Source organism: Massilia sp. LXY-5, assembly GCF_059801075.1.
Window position 1 is genome coordinate 209,025 of record NZ_JBNNEH010000005.1, and the last position, 21,047, is coordinate 230,071.

At 68.4% G+C, this 21,047-nt stretch carries 17 protein-coding genes; 1 reads left to right on the plus strand and 16 read right to left on the minus strand.

The window, feature by feature from the left end; genetic code table 11:
* Window positions 1-63: 63 nt before the first annotated feature.
* Genes ACI48I_RS16025 through ACI48I_RS16035 form a run of 3 tightly spaced genes read right to left on the minus strand, consistent with a single transcriptional unit; the run spans window position 64 to window position 3,310 of the window.
* On the minus strand, window positions 64-1,023 hold the full coding sequence (locus ACI48I_RS16025) for an alpha/beta fold hydrolase (RefSeq protein ID WP_193685735.1): 960 nt from the start codon (window positions 1,021-1,023) through the stop codon (window positions 64-66).
* Window positions 1,020-1,829, minus strand: a complete 810-nt coding sequence (locus ACI48I_RS16030) for an SDR family NAD(P)-dependent oxidoreductase (RefSeq protein ID WP_498574754.1) — start codon at window positions 1,827-1,829, stop codon at window positions 1,020-1,022. The genes ACI48I_RS16025 and ACI48I_RS16030 overlap by 4 nt, the downstream gene beginning before the upstream one ends.
* On the minus strand, window positions 1,826-3,310 hold the full coding sequence (locus ACI48I_RS16035; RefSeq protein WP_498574755.1) for a flavin-containing monooxygenase: 1,485 nt from the start codon (window positions 3,308-3,310) through the stop codon (window positions 1,826-1,828). The genes ACI48I_RS16030 and ACI48I_RS16035 overlap by 4 nt, the downstream gene beginning before the upstream one ends.
* An 83-nt stretch (window positions 3,311-3,393) precedes the next feature.
* On the opposite strand from ACI48I_RS16035, the gene ACI48I_RS16040 reads away from it, so the two are divergent.
* A complete protein-coding gene (locus tag ACI48I_RS16040) occupies window positions 3,394-4,041 on the plus strand; it encodes a TetR/AcrR family transcriptional regulator (RefSeq protein WP_193685738.1) in 648 nt (215 codons plus the stop codon).
* Here ACI48I_RS16040 and ACI48I_RS16045 read toward each other — a convergent pair.
* From ACI48I_RS16045 to ACI48I_RS16105, 13 genes are all read right to left on the minus strand, one after another.
* Window positions 4,038-6,917 (minus strand): hybrid sensor histidine kinase/response regulator, encoded by a 2,880-nt coding sequence (locus ACI48I_RS16045; RefSeq protein WP_498574756.1) that lies wholly within the window; start codon window positions 6,915-6,917, stop codon window positions 4,038-4,040. The two genes, ACI48I_RS16040 and ACI48I_RS16045, sit on opposite strands and share 4 nt — an antisense overlap.
* 158 nt (window positions 6,918-7,075) lie before the next feature.
* Window positions 7,076-8,878, minus strand: a complete 1,803-nt coding sequence (gene kefC, locus ACI48I_RS16050; protein ID WP_498574757.1) for a glutathione-regulated potassium-efflux system protein KefC — start codon at window positions 8,876-8,878, stop codon at window positions 7,076-7,078.
* A complete protein-coding gene (gene kefF / locus ACI48I_RS16055; protein ID WP_307727231.1) occupies window positions 8,868-9,452 on the minus strand; it encodes a glutathione-regulated potassium-efflux system oxidoreductase KefF in 585 nt (194 codons plus the stop codon). The genes kefC and kefF overlap by 11 nt, the downstream gene beginning before the upstream one ends.
* A gap of 85 nt (window positions 9,453-9,537) precedes the next feature.
* Window positions 9,538-10,575, minus strand: coding sequence for an aldo/keto reductase (locus tag ACI48I_RS16060; RefSeq protein ID WP_193689055.1), 1,038 nt, complete (start codon window positions 10,573-10,575; stop codon window positions 9,538-9,540).
* A 112-nt stretch (window positions 10,576-10,687) separates the two neighbouring features.
* Window positions 10,688-11,194: an outer membrane beta-barrel protein gene (locus ACI48I_RS16065; RefSeq protein ID WP_193685741.1), complete on the minus strand. Its 507-nt coding sequence runs from the start codon at window positions 11,192-11,194 to the stop codon at window positions 10,688-10,690.
* A gap of 286 nt (window positions 11,195-11,480) precedes the next feature.
* On the minus strand, window positions 11,481-11,984 hold the full coding sequence (locus ACI48I_RS16070; protein ID WP_498574758.1) for a porin family protein: 504 nt from the start codon (window positions 11,982-11,984) through the stop codon (window positions 11,481-11,483).
* A 209-nt stretch (window positions 11,985-12,193) separates the two neighbouring features.
* Entirely contained in the window at window positions 12,194-12,901 is a 708-nt protein-coding gene (locus ACI48I_RS16075; protein WP_193685743.1) for a YjjG family noncanonical pyrimidine nucleotidase, read from the minus strand.
* Window positions 12,902-13,008: 107 nt separating this feature from the next.
* Window positions 13,009-14,406, minus strand: a complete 1,398-nt coding sequence (lpdA, locus tag ACI48I_RS16080; protein WP_498574759.1) for a dihydrolipoyl dehydrogenase — start codon at window positions 14,404-14,406, stop codon at window positions 13,009-13,011.
* A gap of 4 nt (window positions 14,407-14,410) precedes the next feature.
* Window positions 14,411-15,790, minus strand: coding sequence for a dihydrolipoamide acetyltransferase family protein (locus ACI48I_RS16085; RefSeq protein WP_498574760.1), 1,380 nt, complete (start codon window positions 15,788-15,790; stop codon window positions 14,411-14,413).
* On the minus strand, window positions 15,791-16,807 hold the full coding sequence (locus ACI48I_RS16090; protein ID WP_498574761.1) for an alpha-ketoacid dehydrogenase subunit beta: 1,017 nt from the start codon (window positions 16,805-16,807) through the stop codon (window positions 15,791-15,793). It lies immediately after the preceding gene.
* Between the two features lie 32 nt (window positions 16,808-16,839).
* On the minus strand, window positions 16,840-18,072 hold the full coding sequence (locus ACI48I_RS16095; protein ID WP_498574762.1) for a 3-methyl-2-oxobutanoate dehydrogenase (2-methylpropanoyl-transferring) subunit alpha: 1,233 nt from the start codon (window positions 18,070-18,072) through the stop codon (window positions 16,840-16,842).
* Window positions 18,073-18,420: 348 nt separating this feature from the next.
* Entirely contained in the window at window positions 18,421-19,812 is a 1,392-nt protein-coding gene (locus tag ACI48I_RS16100; RefSeq protein ID WP_498574763.1) for an efflux transporter outer membrane subunit, read from the minus strand.
* Entirely contained in the window at window positions 19,809-21,038 is a 1,230-nt protein-coding gene (locus tag ACI48I_RS16105; protein ID WP_193685749.1) for an HlyD family secretion protein, read from the minus strand. The genes ACI48I_RS16100 and ACI48I_RS16105 overlap by 4 nt, the downstream gene beginning before the upstream one ends.
* Window positions 21,039-21,047: the final 9 nt, after the last annotated feature.

Below are 21,047 nucleotides of genomic sequence, written 5' to 3' on the forward strand. Positions count from 1 at the left end.
GCCGGCCCTGAGTCCAGATGATACCGGTTCAGGCGAAGCGGCGTGCGCCGATGCGGACGGGGCTCAGGAAGCGATGTGCGCCGGCGCCGCCGTGCGCGCGCACTGTTCGACGAATTCGGCGACCAGCTGCGGCTGGGTCACCGGCAGCATGTGGCCGCCGTCAACCAGCTGCAGCCGCGCGCCCGCCACCTTGTCGGCCAGCGCCTGGCCGTTCTGTTGCCAGTCGAGGATGGCGTCCTCGCGGCCGTACAGGACCCCGGTCGGCACCGACAGTTCGCGATAGCGCGCCTGCACCCGCGGCATGTGGCCGGGCAGGGCCTGCATGTCGGCGGACGAGGCCAGGAACTGGCGCGGACGCAGGCTCAGCATGCCGCCGCCCTTGACGGGGAAATCGCGCGGCGCGCTTTCCGGCGCGAAGACCGCGGCCAGCACCTTCTTGCCGCCCGCGATCGAGCCCGGCGTGGCCAGGGTCCAGGCGAACAGCTTGCGCAGCCAGGGCGATTCGATCGCGAGCGCCTTGAAGACTTCGGGCGCCGCGTCCTGTAGATGGGTCAGCGGCGCGATCAGGGCCAGGGCGCCGACCTTGCCGGGATGTTCGAGCGCCAGCGTCAGCGCGATGGCGCCGCCCAGCGAATGGCCGGCCACGGTCGGGCGCTCCAGGCCGAGCCGGTCGATCAGGGCGGCCAGGCTCGCGGCCTGGCTCGAAACGTCGGCCGGCGTCGCGGCATCGCGGGTCGAATGGCCCGAGCCTGGGCGGTCGACCACGACCACGCGGTGGTTCCTGGCGAGGTAGTCGGCCACGCCGTAATCGAAGTGGGCGCCCTGGCCGCCGAGTCCGTGGATCAGCAGAACGGCCGGGCCGCTTCCGGATTCGCGCACATGCAGGCGCGCGCCCGGCACGTCGACGAAGCGCCCCTTCGGCGGCAGGAAGGCCTCGATGCGGCCCGCGGTGCGGTGCGTGAACCAGGCCAGGCCGAGCAGCACCAGCAGCACCAGGGCCAGGAGGACGAACAGGATAGTCATCGGGCAGTCGCTTTCTTGAGGATGCGCCAGTAATTCACCGGCGACAGGCGTTCGAGGAGGGATACGAATCGGGCGTCGTTGCCGACCAGGATGCGCGCCTGGCGTCGTTCGATGCCGCGCGCGATGATTTCGCCCGCGGTCTCGGGCTCCATGCGCAGCAGCTTTTCGGACAGCTTGCGCCCGCGCGCGATTTCCTCGGCCGGAGCGTCGCGCGGCACGCGGGCATTCTTCGCGATCGCGGTGGCGACGCCGCCCGGATGCACCACGCTCACCGCCACCGTGCTGCCGTCGAGTTCATGGCGCAGCGCGTTGGAAAAGCCCCGCACCGCGAACTTGCTGGCCGAGTAGGCGGCCTGGCCGGGCGGCGAGACGAGACCGTAGATGCTGGAGACGTTGACGATGCGCGCTTCGTCGCTGGCGCGCAGGAGCGGCAAGAAAGCCCGCGTCATGCCCACGACGCCGTTGAAATTGATGTCCATCAGCCAGTCGAAATCGTCTTCGTCGACCTGCTCGAAGCTGCCGCCCAAGGCCACGCCGGCATTGTTGACGAGCAGGTCGACCCGCTTGTGGGCGTCCATCACCGCCGCCGGCAAGGCGCGTACGGCCGCGCGGTCGGCCACGTCGAGGAGATGGGTGGTGACGCGCACCCTGAGGCTCGACAGCATCCAGGCGGTCTCCTTCAGGCCGGCGGGGTCGATGTCGGCCAGCGCCAGGTGGCAGCAGCGCCTGGCCAGCGCCAGCGCAGTGGCGCGGCCTATGCCGCTGCCAGCGCCGGTGACGACGGCGACCCGGTTCGAAACGTTCATGGCATTCTTCCTTTCGGCCCGAAACGCATCACGCCGTCGGCGATGCGTCCGAAGCGGATCGTAAACATATCCTGGAAATAGTTCTGGTAGACCTGCCAGGGACGGCGGCTGCCCTGTTTCGGCAGCAGCGCGGCGGCACGCTGGACGTAACCCGAGCTGAAGCCGAGGAAGGGTTCCGCCATCACGCCCGCTTGCTGGCGCACGACGGCGATCGCCTGGCTCTTGCGGTCCATGTAGGTCAGCAGGCGGCATACCCAGGCCGCCGTCAGGTCCGCCTTCAGCGTCCACGAGGCATTCGTGTAGCCGAAGGTCATGACGCTGTTGGGCATCCCGCTCAGCATCATGCCCTTGTAGGCCATGGCTTCGCTGGGCACCCAGGGCTTGCCGTCGACCGAGACCTGCGCGCCGCCCAGCACCGACAGCGACAGGCCGGTGGCCATGACGACGACGTCGGCGTCCAGCACGCGGCCGGACGCGAGCACGATGCCGCTTTCGGTGAAACGCGCGATATGGTCGGTGACGACTTCCGCCTGGCCGTGCTTCAGGGCCTTGAACAGGTCGCCGTCGGGCACGACGCAGACGCGCTGGTCCCAGGGCTTGTAGTCGGGCGTGAAATGGGCGATGTCGACGCCCGGGCCGAGCTGGTGCTGCGCCATCTGCACGATCTTCCGTTTCGCCAGTTCCGGCTTGCCGCGCGCGATGCGGTACAGGAGCATGGACTCGAGGATCACGCGCCAGCGCGTGGCCCAGTAGGCGAGGTTCGGCGGCAGGCGGCGCTGCAGGCGCCGGGCGAACCCGTATTCCGACGGGCGCGACACCACATAGCTGGGCGAGCGCTGCAGCATCGTCACGTGGGCGGCGGTCGCGGCCATCGCCGGCACCAGGGTCACGGCGGTGGCACCGCTGCCGATCACGACCACGCGCTTGCCGGCGTAATCGAGGTCCTCGGGCCAGAACTGGGGCTGGACGATGCGTCCCCTGAAGGCTTCTTCGCCCTCGAAACGCGGGCGGTAGGCCTGCTCGTAATCGTAGTAGCCGCTGCACATGTGGAGGAAACGCGTGCGGATCGTGCGGGTTTCACCCGCTTCGCCAGCCTGCGCCTCGACCGTCCACAGGGCGTCCGCGCTCGACCAGGCCGCGCTTACCACCTTGTGCCGGAAGCGGATGTGCTGCTCGATGCCGTGGCTGCGCGCGGTCTCGCGGATGTAGTCGCGGATCGCGGGACCGTCGGCGATCGCCCTGGCGTCGCGCCAGGGCCTGAAGCCGTAGCCGAGCGTGTACATGTCGGAGTCGGAGCGGATGCCCGGATAGCGGAACAGGTCCCAGGTGCCGCCGATCGCCGCGCGTGCTTCCAGGATGGCGTAGCGCTTGCCCGGGCAGCGTTCCTGCAGCATGGCGGCGGCCCCGATGCCCGACAGGCCGGCGCCGACGATCAGGACGTCCAGGGGCGCGTCCTCGTGCCGCGAAGGTGGGGTGTGCATGGCGTCTCTGCTTGTATTTTTGTATAGTTGACACTCTACATTGTCAGATTATTTGTGACAAGCAAGTGTGTCAAAATAGCGGGATGACTTTCGAACCGACCGCACCCCGCGCCTACCGCGGCGTCTCGCCCGAACAGCGCCGCGCCGAGCGGCGGGCCAGGCTGATCGCCGCCGCGATTGCCGTATATGGCGAGCGCGGCTACCGCCAGGCCACCGTCAAGGCGGTATGCGAGGCGGCCGGGCTGACCGAGCGCTATTTTTACGAATCCTTCGAGAACAGCGAAGACCTGCTGGTGACCTCCTTCAATGCCGTCACCTATGCCGTGTTCGACGAGCTCACGGCCGCCGCCCGCGCCGCCGGACGCGGCCGGGGCGCGCGCGCACGCGCCATGCTCGACGCCTATTTCAGCGCGCTGCAGCGCTCGCCGGCCTCGGCGCGGGTCTACCTGGTCGAGATCCGGGGCGTCAGCCGCGAAGTCGACAAGGCCTTCGATGCGGCCCTGCACGCGATCGGCGCCGAGGTGGCGCGCCAGATCGCGCCGGCCGGGGCCGAGCCCGACCCGCTGCTCGAAGCGGGAATCGTCGGCGGCGTGATGCACATCGCGCTACGGTGGATCGATGCCGGCTACCAGCCGCCGCTGGAAGTGGTGACCGACACCGCGCTGCGGCTCGGGATGGTACTTGCGCGGCCTCGGCGCAGCCCCGGCCGCGGCCAGCCGGCCCGGAGCTAGTCGCCTACCTTGCGATCGAGGACCGCGGACAGCGACTCGAGCTTGACCGGTTTCACGAAGTGGTGGTCGAAGCCGGCGCTGCGCGCCAGCACCTTGTCGTGCGCCTGGCCGTAGCCGGTCAGGGCGACGTAGCGGGCCGGACGCGCGCCCTGCAGGGCGCGCAGGCGCCGTACCAGTTCGTAGCCGTCGATGTCGGGCAGGCCGATGTCGAGGATGAACACCTCGGGCCAGTCGGCAGCGGCGATGGCGAGCGCCGCGCCCGGGCTGTCGGCGGTCGACACCGTGTGGCCGAGGGCGCCCAGCACGTCGGCCAGCGATTGCGCGGCGTCGATGTTGTCGTCGACGACCAGCACGCGCCGGCCCGGCGAGCCCGGACATCCGGCTTCGCTACCCACCGCGCCGGCCCGCTCGCGCGCACCCGGCGTGCGCTCCGGACCGGCCGTGGCGGCGATGTCGAACGCCACGCGGAAGGTGCTGCCCTGCCCGAGTCCCTCGCTGTGCGCCTCGACCCGGCCGCCGTGCAGCTGCACCAGGCTTTTCACCAGCGCCAGGCCCAGGCCCAGCCCGCCCTGCGAGCGGTCGGGCGTGCGTTCGGCCTGCGAGAACAGGTCGAATACCTGCGGCAGCATGGCGGCGCCGATGCCGATGCCGTTGTCGCGCACGCTGATCGTGACGCAGCCGGCGCGGGTCGAGACGGCCAGTCCGATGCGCCCGCCCTGGGGCGTGTACTTGGCGGCGTTGTTGAGCAGGTTGGCCACGACCTGCACCAGGCGCGTGCGGTCGCCGAGGACGCGCACCCCGGCGCAGCCGGGGTCCGGTCCGAGGTCGAGCTCGAAGCGGTGCGCGCGCGCCTCGATCAGCGGGCGCGCCTGTTCGACGGCGCCGGTGACGACCGCGTTGATGTCGACCAGCTCGCGCTCGAGCGCCACCAGGCCGCGCGTGACGCGCGAGACGTCGAGCAGGTCGTCCACCAGCGCCGTCATGTGGCGCACCTGGCGGGTGATCACTTCGCTCGACTGGCGGATGCGCTGTGCGTTCGAGCCGGCCATGGTCAGCAGCTGGGCCGCATTGCTGATCGGCGCCAGCGGGTTGCGCAATTCGTGCGCCAGCATCGCCAGGAACTCGTCCTTGCGGCGGGCGGCGGCGCGCAGTTCGTCGGCGCCGGCCTTCTGGTCGTGGATGTCGGTCAGGGTGCCGACCCAGTGGGTGGCGCGGCCGTTCTCGTCGAAGCTTGGCATGGCGCGGTTGAGCACCCAGCGGTAGCCGCCCGCGTGGTGCACCATCCGGTGCTCGGCCTCGAACAGCACGTTGGCGGCGAAGCTCTTTTTCCAGGCCGCCAGCAGCGGGCCCTGGTCGTCTGGATGGACCACCTGGCGCCAGATGCGGTAGGAAGCCGCGGCCGGCACGATGCCGGTGTATTCGTGCCAGCGCTCGTTGACATAATGCTCGCTGCCTTCGACATTGCTGGACCAGACCATCTGCGGGATCACGTTGGCGATGCTGCGGAACTTCTGCTCGCTTTCCTTGAGCGCGCGCTCGGCCTGGACCTGGGCCGAGATGTCCATCGTCGCGGCCACCGCGCCGACCAGGGCGCCGCCGGCGTCGCGCATGGCCTGGGCGCGCACCAGGACGGTCTTTCTCGTACCGGGCGCGCCGAAGGGTTCGATCTCGATCACCGCTTCGTGGCTGTCGCCGCCATCGAGCACGCGCGCGATCGGCCAGTCGGATGGCGCCATGCAGGAGTCCGGGGTGGCGCCATCGGCCGCGAGCCATCCCTTCCAGGCGTCGTAGCCGGCGATGCCGTTGTCGGGCAGGTAGTCGCCCCAGATGGCCCGGTTCGCGGCATTCGTCACCAGCAGGCGACCGTTGGTGTCGGCATAGGCGATGCCGACCGGCGCCGCCTCCAGCAGGGCGTCGAGGCGGCGCCGGCTGTCTTCGGCGCGCAGCGAGGCCGCGGCGGCCCGTGCTTCGCTGGCGATACGCGCATCCTCGGCCATCTTGCGCGCCGTGATGTCGACCGCGATTCTGGCAAAGCGGCGCTTGCCGCTGGCCGGATCGGTGAACACCTTGCCGCGCGCATTGACCCAGACCTCGCATCCCGAGCGCTGGGGAATCCGGTAGTCGATGTCGTAGCGGGTGTCGAGGTGCGCCGGGGCCAGGATCACGGCCTCGATTGCGGCCACCACGCGCGGCCGGTCTTCGGGATGGATCATGTCGGTGAAGCGTTCCAGTTCGGTGCCGGAGCGCGCCAGCGCCGCGTCGACCTGGAACAGGCGCGCGAAGCGCTCGTCGACATGGGTCGCGCCGTCGTCGAGGTCATACGACCAGGTGCCGATATTGCCGGATGCCTCGAGCGAGAGCGCCAGGCGTTCCTCGGCCTCCTTGTGGCGGGCAAGGGCCCGCACCTTGTCGGTGACTTCGACGCAGGTGCAGATCAGGCCGCGCACGCTGCCGCCGGCGTCGCGCAGCGGGTTGTACGAAAAGGTGAACCAGGCCTGTTCGGGGTAGCCGTGGCGCTCGAGCGTGGTTTCGTAGTTCTCGAAAAAGAAGGATTCGCCCGCCATCACGCGGCGGATATACGGGCCGAGGCTGTCCCAGACTTCGTGCCAGACCGCCGGGTAGGGCGAACCGAGGCTGTGCGCCTTCTGGCCCAGCATCGGCTCGTAGGGGTCGTTGAAGAACAGGGTCAGGTCCTCGCCCCAGACCAGGAAGGTCGGGAAGGAGGAGCTGAGCACGATGCCGAGGCTGGTGCGGAGCGTGGCATCCCAGGCCTCGATCGGGCCGAGCGGATGCTTCGACCAGTCGAGGCTGCGGATGCGCCGGCCTGTCCTGCCGCCGTTATCGAGGAATTCTGCCTGGTTTGCTTGCTGGTTCACGGTCGTCCGAGGCGGCTAAATTTTGTATTCTACACAGTTCCTCGTCCGCAAATCCGGCATTGTCGATCCGCCAGCGGGCGGCCCGCCGCGAAGCCGGCGCCCTTGGCGCTCAGTTCCGTCATTTTTTTCGCCGGCTTCGGCCCGCGGCGGACGCAGGCTCAGTCCCAGCCTTTTTCCGATTCCTTTTCGTAGCTCTTGAGGTCGCGCGCGAACATCTCGTTGAGTTCGTCGCGCGCACGCTTGGCCATCGAGACGTACTGCTCGCGGTCCTTGTAGAAGGGATAGACGGCCTCGACGCTCGCCTTGTTGTGCTCGCGGAATTTCAGGGTCGCCTCGCGTGCGCGGTAGGCGCCGTAGCCGAGCTGGCCGAGCACGCGCCGTCCGAGCTGCAGGGCCGACTCGAAGGTCTCGCGCTCGATCACGGTCACGCCGCGGTCCATCAGCTGGTACAGGTGGGTGACGTTGCGCGCCCGCGCGAGGATGGGCAGGTCCGGGAAATGCTCGCGCACGGCGTCGGCCAGGGCCAGGCTGTCTTCGATGTCGTCGATCGCCAGCACCAGCGCGCGCGCCTTGCCTGCGCCGGCCGCATGCAGCAGGTCGACCCGGGTGGCGTCGCCGTAGAAGACCTTGAAGCCGAAGCGGCGCAGCAGTTCGATCTGGTCCGGATCGTGGTCGAGCACCGTCAGGCGGATGCGGTTCGCGTTCAGCAGGCGCCCGACGATCTGGCCGAAGCGTCCGAAGCCGGCGATGATCACGTGGCCCTCGTTGTCGTCGATGGCATCCGGCTCGCGCAGGTTCTGCCCGTGGTAGCGCGGTTCGAGTGCCTTGTCGTGCAGGAGCAGCAGCAGCGGCGTGGTCACCATCGACAGCGCCACGGTCGCGACCAGGATCGAGCCGACTTCGGGCGTGAACACGCGCGCCGCGCCCGCCGCGCCGAACACGACGAAGGCGAACTCGCCGCCTTGCGAGAGGAGAAAGGCGAACAGCCAGCGCTGGCCGCGCGCGATGCCGAAGCGGTGGGACAGTGCAAACAGCACGGCCAGTTTCAGCGCCAGGAAAGCGAGCACCAGCCCGAGTATCAGCAGCGGCTTCGACAGGAAGACGCCGAAGTCGACCGACATGCCGACCGCGATGAAGAACAGCCCGAGCAGCAGGCCCTTGAACGGTTCGAGGTCGGTCTCCAACGCATGGCGGTATTCGGAGTCGGCCAGCAGCACGCCGGCCATGAAGGCGCCGAGCGCCATCGACATGCCGACCCACTGCATCAGCAGCGAGATGGCGATCACCAGCAGCAGGGCAAACGCGGTGAAGATCTCGCGCATGTCCGACTTGGCGATGATGCGCAGCGCCGGACGCACGAGGTAGCGGCCGGCGACGATCACGCCGAGGATCACGCCGGCCAGGCGCGCGGCGCCGAGCCAGCCGCCGCCGCTGCTGTCGCCTGCCGCCACCCCCAGCAGGGGGATCAGCGCGATCATCGGGATCGCCGCGATGTCCTGGAACAGCAGGATGGCGAAGCCGGCCTGGCCGGCGGGCGTGCCCATCAGGTTGCGCTCGCCCAGGGTCGCCAGGGCGATCGCGGTCGAGGACAGGGACAGGCCGAGCGCGCCGACCAGGGCCACCTGCCAGGAAATGCCCGCCAACAGGGCCGCGCCGCACAGGACCCCGGCCACGCCCAGTACCTGCGCGGTGCCCCAGCCGAAGATCGGGCGCCGCATCGACCACAGGCGCGCCGGCTCGAGTTCGAGGCCGATCAGGAACAGCAGCAGCACCACGCCGAACTCGGAAAAGTGCAGGACGGTCTCCGCCTGCGTGATCAGCTTCAGTCCCCAGGGCCCGATCGCCATCCCGGCCAGCAGGTAGCCGAGCACGGCACCGAGGCCGAGGCGTTTGGCCAGCGGCACCGCCAGCACGGCGGCGGCGAGGTAGACGACGGCATTGGCGAGGAGCTCATTTTCCATTTGCGGTTCCATCGGCGTGTCGTTTAGGCGGGGTGAGCAGGAAGGCCTCGAGGCGGGCGCGGAAGGCCGCGACGTGCGCCTCGATCGCGGCCTGGTCGGCGCCGTTCGCGCCATGCAGGATGTGGGGCGGCCACCAATGCATGCCGCACAGGAGGGCGGTCTGTTCGAAGGGCGGCAGGTAGGCCTCGAACGGGCGCCCGTGGCGCTCGCCCGCCTGGTACGCGTCCTCCGGGCTGCCGGTGGTCACCGCCAGCCAATAGCCCTTGCCGCGCAGCGCGGTGGCGCCGGGACCGTAGGCCCAGCCGGGTTCCAGCACGCTGTCGGTCCACTCCTTCATCAGGGAAGGCATGCTGTACCAGCGGATCGGATGCAGGAACACGACCAGCTCGGCCTGTTCCAGCAGCGCCTGCTCGCGCGGCACGTCGATGTAGAAATCGGGATAGGTCTCGTACAGGTCGTGCACCAGCACGCCATCCAGGGCCCGCGCGGCCTCGGCCAGCCTGCGGTTGATGCGCGAGCGGTGCGGCGCGGGGTGGGCGTAGAGGACGAGGACGCGGTGATTCGGCATAGGCATGTACGTGATTGTCTTGCACGATTGTACATGCCGGGCGGCCAGGCGCAGCGCCGCTTGCCTCTTCTGCCGGTGCCGATGCCGGGCGCTAGATCCCGGGTGCCGCGCCGGGCAGCGGCGCATCGGCCGGCAGCAGGCCTTCGCCGACGAGCGCCTCCCAGAATGCGCGCGGTATCGTCATCCCCATCAGGGCCGCGTTGCGGCGCAGGTGCTCGGGGCTGCTGGCGCCCGGAATGGTCGCCGCCACCACCGGGTGGGCGGCGCCGAACTGGAGGGCGGCCGCCGCCAGGTCGACCCCGTGGCGCGCCGCGACCTGGCGCAGGCGCTCGCGCCGGGCGTGCTTGTCCGGGCCGGCCGGCCTGTAGTCGTAATGCTCGCCGCCGGCGAGAAAGCCGGAATTGTAGGGCCCGCCCAGCACGACCGATGCGCCGCGCCCGGCGCACAGCGGAAACAGCTCGGCCAGGGGCGTCGTCTCCATCAGCGTATAGCGTCCGGCCAGCAGGAAAATATCGGGATCGGACGCCTGCAGCGCGCGCAGGCAGGGCTCGACCGTGTTCACGCCCATGCCCCAGCCCTCGATGAGGCCTTCCTCGCGCATCCGGACCAGGCCCTCGAAGGCGCCGCCCGGACCTGAGGCGATGGCAAACCAGTGTTCGAATTCGGCCCGGCTGAACTGGTCGGGCGAAAGGTCGTGCACATAGACGATGTCGATGTGGCCGAGCGCCAGACGCTGCAGGCTGTCCTCGACCGCCCGCCGGGCGCCGTCGGCGCTGTAGTCGATCACGCGCCGGAACGGCAGCGCGGAAACGAAAGGGCTGGCGATCTCGCCCACGGGACCGGGCACCAGCAGGCGTCCGACCTTGGTCGACAGCGTGTAGTGGTCGCGCGGGCGGCACCGCAAAGCCTGGCCGAAACGGTGTTCGGACAGGCCGGCGCCGTAGTGCGGGGCGGTGTCGAAATAGCGGATGCCGGCTTCCCACGCGGCGTCGACGGTCGTGCGGGCGGCCTCGTCGCTCGTCGTATGGTACATGTCGCCCAGGCCGGTGCCGCCCAGGCCCAGGTGCGTGATCGGTCGATAGCGCTGGTTCACGTCGGCTCCCTTGTCGTCGCTGGTCAGGAAAGACATCATGCCCGCTGCGTCACGCCGGCCGCGCACGGTTGACGACAAAAAACCCGGGCAGCTTGCGCTGTCCCGGGCTCTTGTCGCCAGCGCCGGTACGAGCCGGCTGCCACGCCTATCAGAAGTGGAAGGCGACGCCGGCGGTGACCTTGGTCATCTCGCTGATCGGCTTCGACACTTCCAGGCGGCCGCTGATGGCTGGCGAGAAAGCGTAACCCAGGCCGACGCCGTAGACGACGCCGTCGTCCAGCTTTTCGGAAGCCGACACGCCCATGTACGAGCCCTTGACCTTGATCTCGTTGTAGCCGAGGCGGCCGAACAGGTTGAAGCCGCTCGACAGCGGCAGGGTGCCGATGACCGAGATGCTGGTCTGGTTGAACTTGACGTTGACGTTGTGGCCGTCGACATCGACGTCGCCATCGGCCAGGCGGTTGTAACCGGCTTCGATCGCCACGGTCTGGTTGAATTTGTAGCCGACGAAGCCGCCGAAGCCGCCTTCGCGACCTGCGCCATCCAGCTTGGTCGAGCTGGCTTCAGCGCCAACGTAGAATTGTGGGGCTTGCTGGGCGAATGCCGACGACGAAGCGATGACCAGGGTTGCTGCGGCTGCGATTTTCTTGAACATGTCTATGGACCTTTTATGCGATTGTTATTGATGCGGGATAATATTTCCACACAGAACTATTATCGCATGCTTTACTCGAATTTACAATTCGACGAAGGAAAATCTGTGAAACTTTTGGTAGCGATATCGAAGGAAGTGCAATAATTCAAGGACTTGGATTCTCACGCTTTCTCACAGATGGTTAGATTCCGTCGTGCAATTGTTAACTGATAGGTCAGCCCTGCGGGCAAGAAAAAGCCCGGCTGCTTACGCAAGCCGGGCCGGACTGCGTGCCTTGGGGCGCGGCTCAGAACCTGAAAGCGACGCCGGCCAGGATCCTGGTTGCGTCGCTGGACGGCTTCTGCACCTCCAGGCGCGCGTGGATCACCGTGGTGAAGGCGTAGCCCAGGCCGACGCCGTACAGCACGTTATTGTCGTGTTCCCTGGCGCTGAAACCGGCAACCTCGGCGTCGGCCGTCAGGCGGTTGTAGCCGAGGCGGCCGTAGACGTCGAAGCCCGCACTCAGGGGCAGGCTGCCGATCACCGCCAGGTCGAGCTGGTCGAGCGTCACCTCGGCACGCAGCGGCCCGGTACGGTATTCGGTATCGGCCAGGCGGTGGTAGCCGCCTTCGACGGCGAAGCTTTCGTTGAACCTGTAGCCGAGGAAGGCGCCGTAGCCGCCGTCGCGGTCGTAGTTGTGGACCTTGGTCGACGAGACGTCGACGCCGGCGTACAGCGAGGGCGGTTCGGCGGCGAAGGCGCCAGATGCGGCGGCGAGAAGGGCGGTGGCGGCGGCAAATTTCTTGAGCATGGTGTGGGTCTCTTGTCTGGTCAATGAAAGAGGCCGAAAGCGGCGCTTCGGCCAGGCGCGGGTTTGTCGTACGCACCAAGGTGACGCACCAAGGTGACGCACCGAGGTGGCGCACTAAGGTGACGCACGATTGCCAGCCAGCGATTGTTGCGCGCGTCGGGGTGGGTAGGTATTGATCGATCCCAGACAGCGGCCGCGGGTGTGCGCGATTACAACGATTGGAGCGCGCGCAATGCAGGAATCACATCTTGCAGGCGCGTCGCTTCGCAGCTGGGGACCGCCTCCGAGTTGTTGGCCTGGCCGCCGGAATTGAACCAGCAGCTGTCGATGCCGAACCGGTTGGCGCCGAGGATGTCGGCGTCGAGGCGGTCGCCGACGATGACCGTCTCCTGGTGCGAGAAGGCGCGCGCCATGTTGACGGCATAGTTGAAGAAGCGGGCGTCCGGCTTGGCGTGGCCGCAGGCCTCGGAGGTGGCCACGAAGGAAAGGTGCGCATGCAGCCCCGAGGCGCGGATGCGCCGGTGCTGGATGTGCTCGACCCCGTTCGTGATGATGCCCACTTCGCCGATGCCGGCCAGCGTTTCGCACAGTTGCTGCGCGCCGTCGACCAGGACGACGGTGTTCGGCAGCGACTCGAGATACAGGTCGCTGGCCGCTTGCGGATCCAGGTCCAGGCCCGCGCCATACTCGGCGAAGGTTCGGCGGAACCGTTCCACCTTCAGGAAGTCCTTCGACACCGCGCCAAGCTCGAACGCCCTCCAAAGTGCCAGGTTGATGGCCTGGTAGCGAACGAACAGCCCGTCGGGAACCGCTTGCAGGCCCAATTCGCGCATGGTGCGTTCGAAAGAGAGCCGTTCCGAGGCCTTAAAGTCGAGCAAGGTGTCGTCGAGGTCGAACAGGAAGAGTCGGTGTTTCATCGGGGGAGCGTGGCCGTAAAACCCCATGATACAAGGCCCGGTGTGCACGCGCCGGATGCGAAGAAGGCCTGCCCGCGCAGGCCTTCCGGTTGCCACCCGGCCTGCGTTCAGATATGCAGCGCGTGCCCCAGCGCCCGCAGCGCCGCTTCCTGTACCGCTTCGCCCAGGGTCGGGTGCGCGTGGATGGTGCCGCCCACGTCTTCCAGGGTGGCCCCCAGCTCGATCGAGTGGCTGAAGGCCGTACTCAGTTCCGACACCCCGCGCCCGACCGCCTGCCAGCCGAGGATCAGGTGGTTGTCGCGCCGTGCCACGACGCGCACAAACCCGTCGGTCGACTCGATCGTCATCGCCCGGCCGTTCGCCGAGAAGGGGAAGTTGGCGCTGATCGCGTCGATCCCCGCGGCCTCCGCTTCGCCCGGCACCATGCCGACCACGACCACTTCCGGATCGGTGAAGCAGACCGCCGGCATGGCGTTCGGCTGGAAGTGGCGGCGCTTGCCGGCGATGATCTCGGCCACCATTTCGCCTTGCGCCATTGCGCGGTGCGCGAGCATCGGCTCGCCCGCGAGGTCGCCGATCGCCCAGACATTGCGCATCGAGGTACGGCACTGGTCGTCGATTTTCACGGCGCGGCCGTTCATGTCGAGCTGCAGCGATTCGAGGCCCCAGCCGCCGGCGCGCGGACGGCGGCCGACGGCCACCAGCACGCGGTCGGCGGACAGGACGATTTCCTCGCCCATGGCCGTCTTGACCCGCACGCCGTCGCCGGCCGCGTTCAGGCCCAGCACCGAGGAACCCAGGCGCAAATCGATGCCCAGCTTTTTCAGACTGGCCGCGACCGGCTTGGTCAGCTCCGCGTCATAGGCCGGCAGGATACGCTCGGCCGCTTCGACGACGGTGACTTCCGCGCCCAGCTTGCGGTAGGCCGTGCCCAGCTCCAGGCCGATGTAGCCGGCGCCGACGACCACCAGCTGCTGCGGAATCGTTGCGGGCGAAAGCGCCTCGGTCGAGGAGACGACGTTCCCGCCAAAAGGCATGAAGGGCAGTTCGACCGGCTCCGAGCCGCTGGCCAGCAGCAGGTGTTCGCAGCGCACGCGCTGCAGTTCGCCGTCCGCCGTTTTCACCTCGACCGTCTTGCCGTCGAGGATGCGGGCGAAGCCGCGGATCACCTGCACGTCGTTCTTCTTCAGCAGCGCGCCGACGCCGCCGGTCAGGCGCTTGACGATGCCGTCCTTCCAGGCGACGGTGCGCGTGACATCGATCGAGGGCGCGGCGGCCGAGATACCGAGCGGCGAATCGCCGGCATAGTGGCCCGCCTTCTCGAATTCCTCGGCCGCGTGGATCAGGGCTTTCGAGGGGATGCAGCCGATGTTCAGGCAGGTGCCGCCCAGTTGGCCGGCGTCGACCAGGATGGTCGGGATGCCGAGCTGGCCCGCCTTGATGCCGGCGACATAGCCGCCGGGACCGCCGCCGATGATGAGCAGGGTCGTGACAAGTTGATTCATCTCCTTACTCCACGAACAGGGTTGCCGGGCACTCGAGGTAGCCGCGGATGGTCTGGATGAATTCCGCCGCCACCATGCCGTCGATCACCCGGTGGTCGAAGGAAGACGACAGGTTCATGGTCTTGCGCGCCACCATCGCGCCGTTCAGGATCACGGGTTTGTCGATGATGCGGTTCACGCCCACGATGGCCACCTCCGGACGGTTGATCACCGGCGTGGTGACGATGCCGCCCAGCGCACCGAGGCTGGTGATGGTGATGGTCGAACCGCTGAGTTCCTCGCGTAGCGCCTTGCCGCTGCGGGCGGCGTCGGCCAGGCGCGCCACTTCGGCGGCTGCCGACCATGGATCGCGCGCTTCGGCATTGCGCACCACGGGCACCATCAGGCCGGCGTCGGTCTGCGCGGCGATGCCGAGGTGGACGGCGTTATACGTGGTGAGGATGTTGGCGTCGTCGTCGAAGCGGGCGTTCACCGATGGGTACTTGCGGATCGCCAGCACCACGGCGCGCATGATCAGCGGCAGCAGGGTCAGTTTCGGGCGCTGGCCCGCATAGCGCGCGTTGAGCTGGACGCGCAGGGCTTCCAGTTCGGTGACGTCGATTTCCTCGACATAGGTGAAGTGCGGGATGCGGCGCTTCGCTTCGGCCATCTTCTCGGCGATCTTGCGGCGCATGCCGATCAGCGGCATCGCCTGTTCGCCTTCCAGCACGGCGTAGCGGCGGTCGCCTTCGGCGGCCTTGCGCTGGCCGCGCGCGACGTGGGCGTCGAGGTCGGCGTGGCTGATGCGGCCGGCCGGACCGGAGCCGGTCACGTACTGCAGCTCGATGCCCATGTCCCAGGCACGCTGGCGCACGGCGGGAGCGGCCAACGGTTTTTCGCCGGCGGCGCGGCCGTGGTGGGCCGGCGCCTGCGATCCGCCCGCGCCTTGCGTGTAGGCCGGCGCCGGCGCGGGGCGCGCAGGTGCGGCCTGTGCCGGCGCTGCGTCTTCCGCGCTGGTCACGGTGGTGACGACGGTTTCCGGCTGCGCTACCGTGATCGGTGGGAACTCCTCGGCGGTGCCGGCGCTGGAGCCGGCCGGCGCCGCCTTGGCGGCAGGGGTCTGCTGGCGCGCTGCAGTCGTCTCACCGGAGTGATTGCCCGCGCCTTCGACCTCGAGCCGGATCAGTTCCGCGCCCACGGCCATCGCTTCGCCCAGCTTGCCGCCCAGGGAGGTGACGGTGCCGTGCACCGGCGACGGGATCTCGACGGTTGCCTTGTCGGTCATGACATCGGCCAGCACCTGGTCTTCCTTGACCGTGTCGCCCGGCTTGACGTGCCAGGCCACGACCTCGACTTCGGCAATGCCTTCGCCCAGGTCGGGCATTTTAATGACGTGAATACCCATTTATTTCGCCTCCATCGCACGTTTGAACGCGGCGCCGACACGGTCGGGGCCGGGGAAGTACGCCCATTCCTGCGCGTGCGGATAAGGAGTGTCCCATCCGGTGACGCGCTCGATCGGCGCTTCCAGGTGATAGAAGCAGTGTTCCTGCACGAGCGCCGTCAGTTCCGCACCGAAGCCGCTGGTGCGGGTCGCTTCGTGCACGACGACGCAGCGGCCGGTCTTCCTCACCGATTCGACGATGGTGTCGAGGTCCAGCGGCCACAGGGTACGCAGGTCGATGATCTCGCAGTCGATGCCGGTCTCCATCGCCGCCGCTTCCGAGACCCAGACCATGGTGCCGTAGGTGATCACGGTGAGATCCGCGCCGGGACGGAAGATCGCCGCCTTGTCCAGCGGGACCGTGTAGTAGCCCTCGGGGACTTCGCCCATCGGGTGCTTGCCCCAGGAGACCACCGGACGGTCGTGGTGGCCGTCGAAGGGACCGTTGTACAGGCGCTTGGGCTCGAGGAAGATGACCGGGTCGTCGTTCTCGATCGAGGCGATCAGCAGGCCTTTCGCATCGTAGGGATTCGAGGGCATCACGGTGCGCAGGCCGCAGACGTGGGTGAACATCGCTTCCGGGCTCTGGCTGTGGGTCTGGCCGCCGTAGATGCCGCCGCCGCAGGGCATGCGGATCGTCAGCGGGGCCGTGAAGTCGCCGGCCGAGCGGTAGCGCAGGCGCGCCGCTTCGGAGACGATCTGGTCGGAGGCCGGATAGAAGTAGTCGGCAAACTGGATCTCGATCACCGGGCGCAGGCCGTAGGCGCCCATGCCGACCGCGGTGCCGACGATGCCGCCTTCGGAAATCGGCGCGTCGAACACGCGCTGCTTCCCGTATTTGGCCTGCAGACCGTCGGTGGCGCGGAACACGCCGCCGAAATAGCCGACGTCCTGGCCATACACGACCACGTTGTCGTCGCGGCCCAGCATCACGTCCATGGCCGAGCGCAGGGCCTGGATCATGGTCATCTGCGTCATGACCGGATCTTTATCACTATCACGCACCATCATCACACCCCCAGTTGTTGACGTTGGCGGCGCAGGTGCTCGGGCATGTCCTTGTAGACATCCTCGAACATCGACGCCGCGCTCGGGACGCGGCCATCGGCCAGCGTGCCGTATTGTTCTGCTTCCTTCTGCGCGGCGATGACCTCGGCCTCGAGTTCGGCCTGGACCCGCTCGTGCTCCTCGTCGGACCAGGCGCCCAGTTTTGTGAGGTGCTGGCGCAGGCGCGCGATCGGGTCGCCCAGCGGGAAGCGGCTCCAGTCGTCGGACGGGCGGTAGCGCGACGGATCGTCGGAAGTGGAATGGGGGCCCGCGCGGTAGGTCACCCATTCGATCAGGGTCGGTCCGAGGTTGCGGCGGGCACGCTGGGCGGCCCAGCAGGACGCGGCATACACGGCGAGGAAATCGTTGCCGTCCACGCGCAGGGACGCGATGCCCGAGCCGACGCCGCGCGCGGCGAAGGTCACGCTCTCGCCGCCGGCAATCGCCTGGAAGGTCGAGATCGCCCACTGGTTGTTGACGACGTTGATGATGCACGGCGCCCGGTAGACGTGGGCGAAGGTGAGGGCGGTATTGAAGTCGGATTCGGCGGTGGCGCCGTCGCCGATCCAGGCCGAGGCGATTTTCGTGTCGCCCTTGATCGCCGAGGCCATGGCCCAGCCGACCGCCTGCGGCACCTGGGTGGCCAGGTTGCCGGAGATCGAGAAGAAGCCCTTGTCCTTGACCGAGTACATGACCGGCAGCTGGCGGCCCTTCATCGGGTCGCGCTCGTTCGAGAGCAGCTGGCAGATCATGTCGACCATCGGATATTCGCGCGCCATCAGGAGGCTTTGCTGGCGGTAGGTCGGGAAGCACATGTCGCCGTCCTTCAGGGCCAGCGCGTGCGCGGTGCCGATGGCTTCCTCGCCGAGCGAGGTCATGTAGAAGGACATCTTCTTCTGGCGCTGGCCGATGACCATGCGCGCGTCGAAGATGCGGGTCTTCATCATCGTGCGCAGGCCGAAGCGCAGCTGTTCGGTGTCGATCTGCGGCGCCCACGGGCCGACGGCATTGCCTTCGTCGTCGAGCACGCGGATCAGGACAGTCACGAGGTCGGCGGTGTCGCCGAACTGGACGTCCACCTCGGGCCGGCGGACGGCGCCGGCGGGACTCATTTGTAAGTACGAAAAATCGGTCTTGCAACCCGGGCGGCCGGTTGGCTCCGGGACATGCAGCGACAGAGGGTTACCCTGGCTCATAATGCGCGTTTCCTTTGTGAGGTGATGTGCGGCAAGCTGAGATCATAAATCGTGCGATGGCGCGCACGGTCATTGCAGAGAAGTATTTTCGTGGTGCTTTGCAGCATAGATCGCGGGTGTCGGAAGTGTTTCGACAGCGCACATGTCACGTATCACCGCGTGGGCACAAGTGCCCACCCTACGGTACGCAACGACCGTAGGGTGGGCTCTCGAGCCCACGCGGTGATACGCGTCCTCGGAAAACTCGCGACCGCGCCGCCACCCACACGTGGCAAAACCTAGCATGTGGCCGACCGCCGAAGCCTGAACCAGACCAAACCAACCTGATGTTGGATTGCTCCAAGACACCTACCGCGCCATCCATCCACCGCCCAGCGCCCGGTACAGCCCGATCAGGTTCTCGACCTGTGTGCGCCGCAACGTAACCAGGCTCAGCTCGACCTGGTACAAATTGCGCTGCGCATCCAATTCCTCGAGATAAGAGGCGTAGCCTGCCTGGTAGCGGTCGTGCGCGTAGCCGAGCGAACGGGTCAGGATATCGCGCCGCTGCGTCGCATGGTCGACCTGCTCGGCCAGGCGCGGCACCCCGGCCAGCGCATTTTCGACCTCCGAGAACGCCGTCAGGACGCTGCGCCGGTAGGCGAACGCCGCCTGGTCGCGCTGGGAGGCGGCGGCCTCGTACTGGGCGCTCAGGCGCCCGCCCGTGAACAGGGGCGCGAGCACGCTGCCGCCCAGGCTCCAGACGGTCACCGGATCGTAGTCGAGGGCGTTCACGAACAGGCTCCCGAGCTGGGCGCTCAGTGAGACTTGCGGCAGGAAGGCCTGGCGCCGCAGCGCGAGGTTGACGTCGCTGGCGGCCAGCAGCAGTTCGCGCTGGGCGATGTCGGGCCGGCGCGCCAGCAGCTGCGAGGGCAGCACGGCGGGCACCGGCGGCAGGCGCAGGGCCGCGAAGCCGCCTCTCCCATCGGTACTGCGCTCGACGTCTCCGGGCAGTTCGCCCGCCAGCAGGCGCAGCGCGTTTTCCTGGCGCCGTACCGCCAGTTCCAGCTCCGGGATCGCGCCCAGCACCGACTGGTATTCGGACTGGGCCTGGGTCAGCTGCAGCTGCGAGATGTAGCCGACCCGGGCCTGGTCCTGGGCCAGGCGCAGCGCCTCGTTGCGCGAGGCGACCGTCTCGCGCGTGATGCTCAGCTGTGCATCGAGAGCAAGCAGGGCGACATAGTTCTGGACCGTGCCTGCCGCCACCGCCAGCGCGGCCGCATCGCGTTCGGCCTGCGTCGCCCGGTATTGCAGGCCGGCCGCGCGGACCTGGTTGCGGATGCGGCCGAACAGGTCGGGTTCCCAGCTGGCCTGCAAAGTCGGCTGGATCGAGCGGCTGGTGCTGATGCCGGTTGCCGTCAGCGCGCGGCCCGCCTGCACGCCGAGCGCGCCGTTCAGGGCCGGCAGGCGCGCGGCTTCCGCGAGTTCGGCCTGGGCGCGGGCTTCGTCGACGCGCGCCACCGCGATCAGCACGTCGCTGTTGCGCGTCAGCGCCGCCTCGACCAGGCGAGAGAGGGCCGGATCGCCGAAGCTGCTCCACCAGCCCGGATCGACGGCGGCGCTGCCGGCAAGCTGTTCGCGCCAGTTCTCGGGCGCCGTCACGCGGGCGGCGTCCGGCATCGCGCGATAAGTTGGCAGGCAGCCGGCAAGAGTGCCCGCACCGAGCAAGGCCAGCGCCGTGTTGAAGCTGCGCCGCCTCATCGGGCGTTCCCGGCTGCGCGCGCGTTATCGGCCTCGCGCGGCGCCGCGCCGGTATCGACTTCGGCCGTCACCGACATGCCGGGACGCAGGCGCTTTGCCAGCGGCTGGTCCGGGTCGATCGCGATCCGGACCGGCAGGCGCTGCACCACCTTCGTGAAATTGCCGGACGCGTTATCCGGACGCAGCACCGAGAATTCCGAACCCGTGGCCGGCGCGATCTGCTCGACGTGGCCGGTGAGTACCTCGCCCTCGAAGGCATCGACCTTGAAGCTGGCCTGCTGGCCGACCCGCATGCGCCAGGTCTGGCCTTCCTTGAAGTTGGCCACCACCCACAGGGTATCGGGCACGAGGAACAGCAACTGCGAGCCGGCCGTCACGTACTGGCCGCGGCGCACCGTCGCCTCGCTCACCTGGCCGGCGCGCGGCGCGACGATCACGGTGTTGGCCAGGTCGATCTTGGCCAGCTCGAGCTGGGCCTGCGCCATGCTGACCTGGGCTTCCAGGCCGCCGCGCGAGACCGTCGTCCCTTTCACGCGCTGCTGCGCGATCTCGATCTCGGCCTGCGCCTTGAGCACATTCGCCGCCGCCAGACGGGCCGAGGTGCGCACCCGATCGCGCTCGCTGAGCGAGACCGAGCCGCGTTCTGCCAGTTCGTCGACCCGGGCCTGCTCGGCGCGCGCGCGGGCCTGCTCGGCCTGGGCCGCCACCAGGTTGGCGCGCGCCGAGCCGACGGTGGCGGTGTTCTGGGCCTGCGTCTGTTCGGCGTTGTTCAGGGCGGCCGTCGCATTCGCGACCTGGCCCTCGGCCGCGCGCACCCGTTCGCGGTAGATGCGGTCGTCGATGCGCAGCAGTTCCTGGCCACCCTTGACGTACTGGTAGTCCTTGACCAGCACCTCGGTCACATAGCCGTTGACCTGCGGCGCCAGCACGGTGATGGCGCCGCGCACATAGGCGTTGTCGGTGCTGACGCGGGTACTGTTGAAGGGGCCCAGGTGCCAGGCCCACATGATCAGGCCGATGCCGACCGCCGCGACCACCGCCATGATGCCGATCGAGGCCGGGGTGGCCTTGATTTTTTTCGGCGGCGCCGCGGTGTCGGCGGCGCCTGCGGCCGCGGCGGTCCCTGGCGCGGCGACGCGCGCGCTGTCGTCGGCGTCGGTGGGGACCGGCGGGTTGGCCTTGGCGGCTTCGATTTCGTCGCGGGTGGGAGGTGTCGGACTATTCATGTATACCAG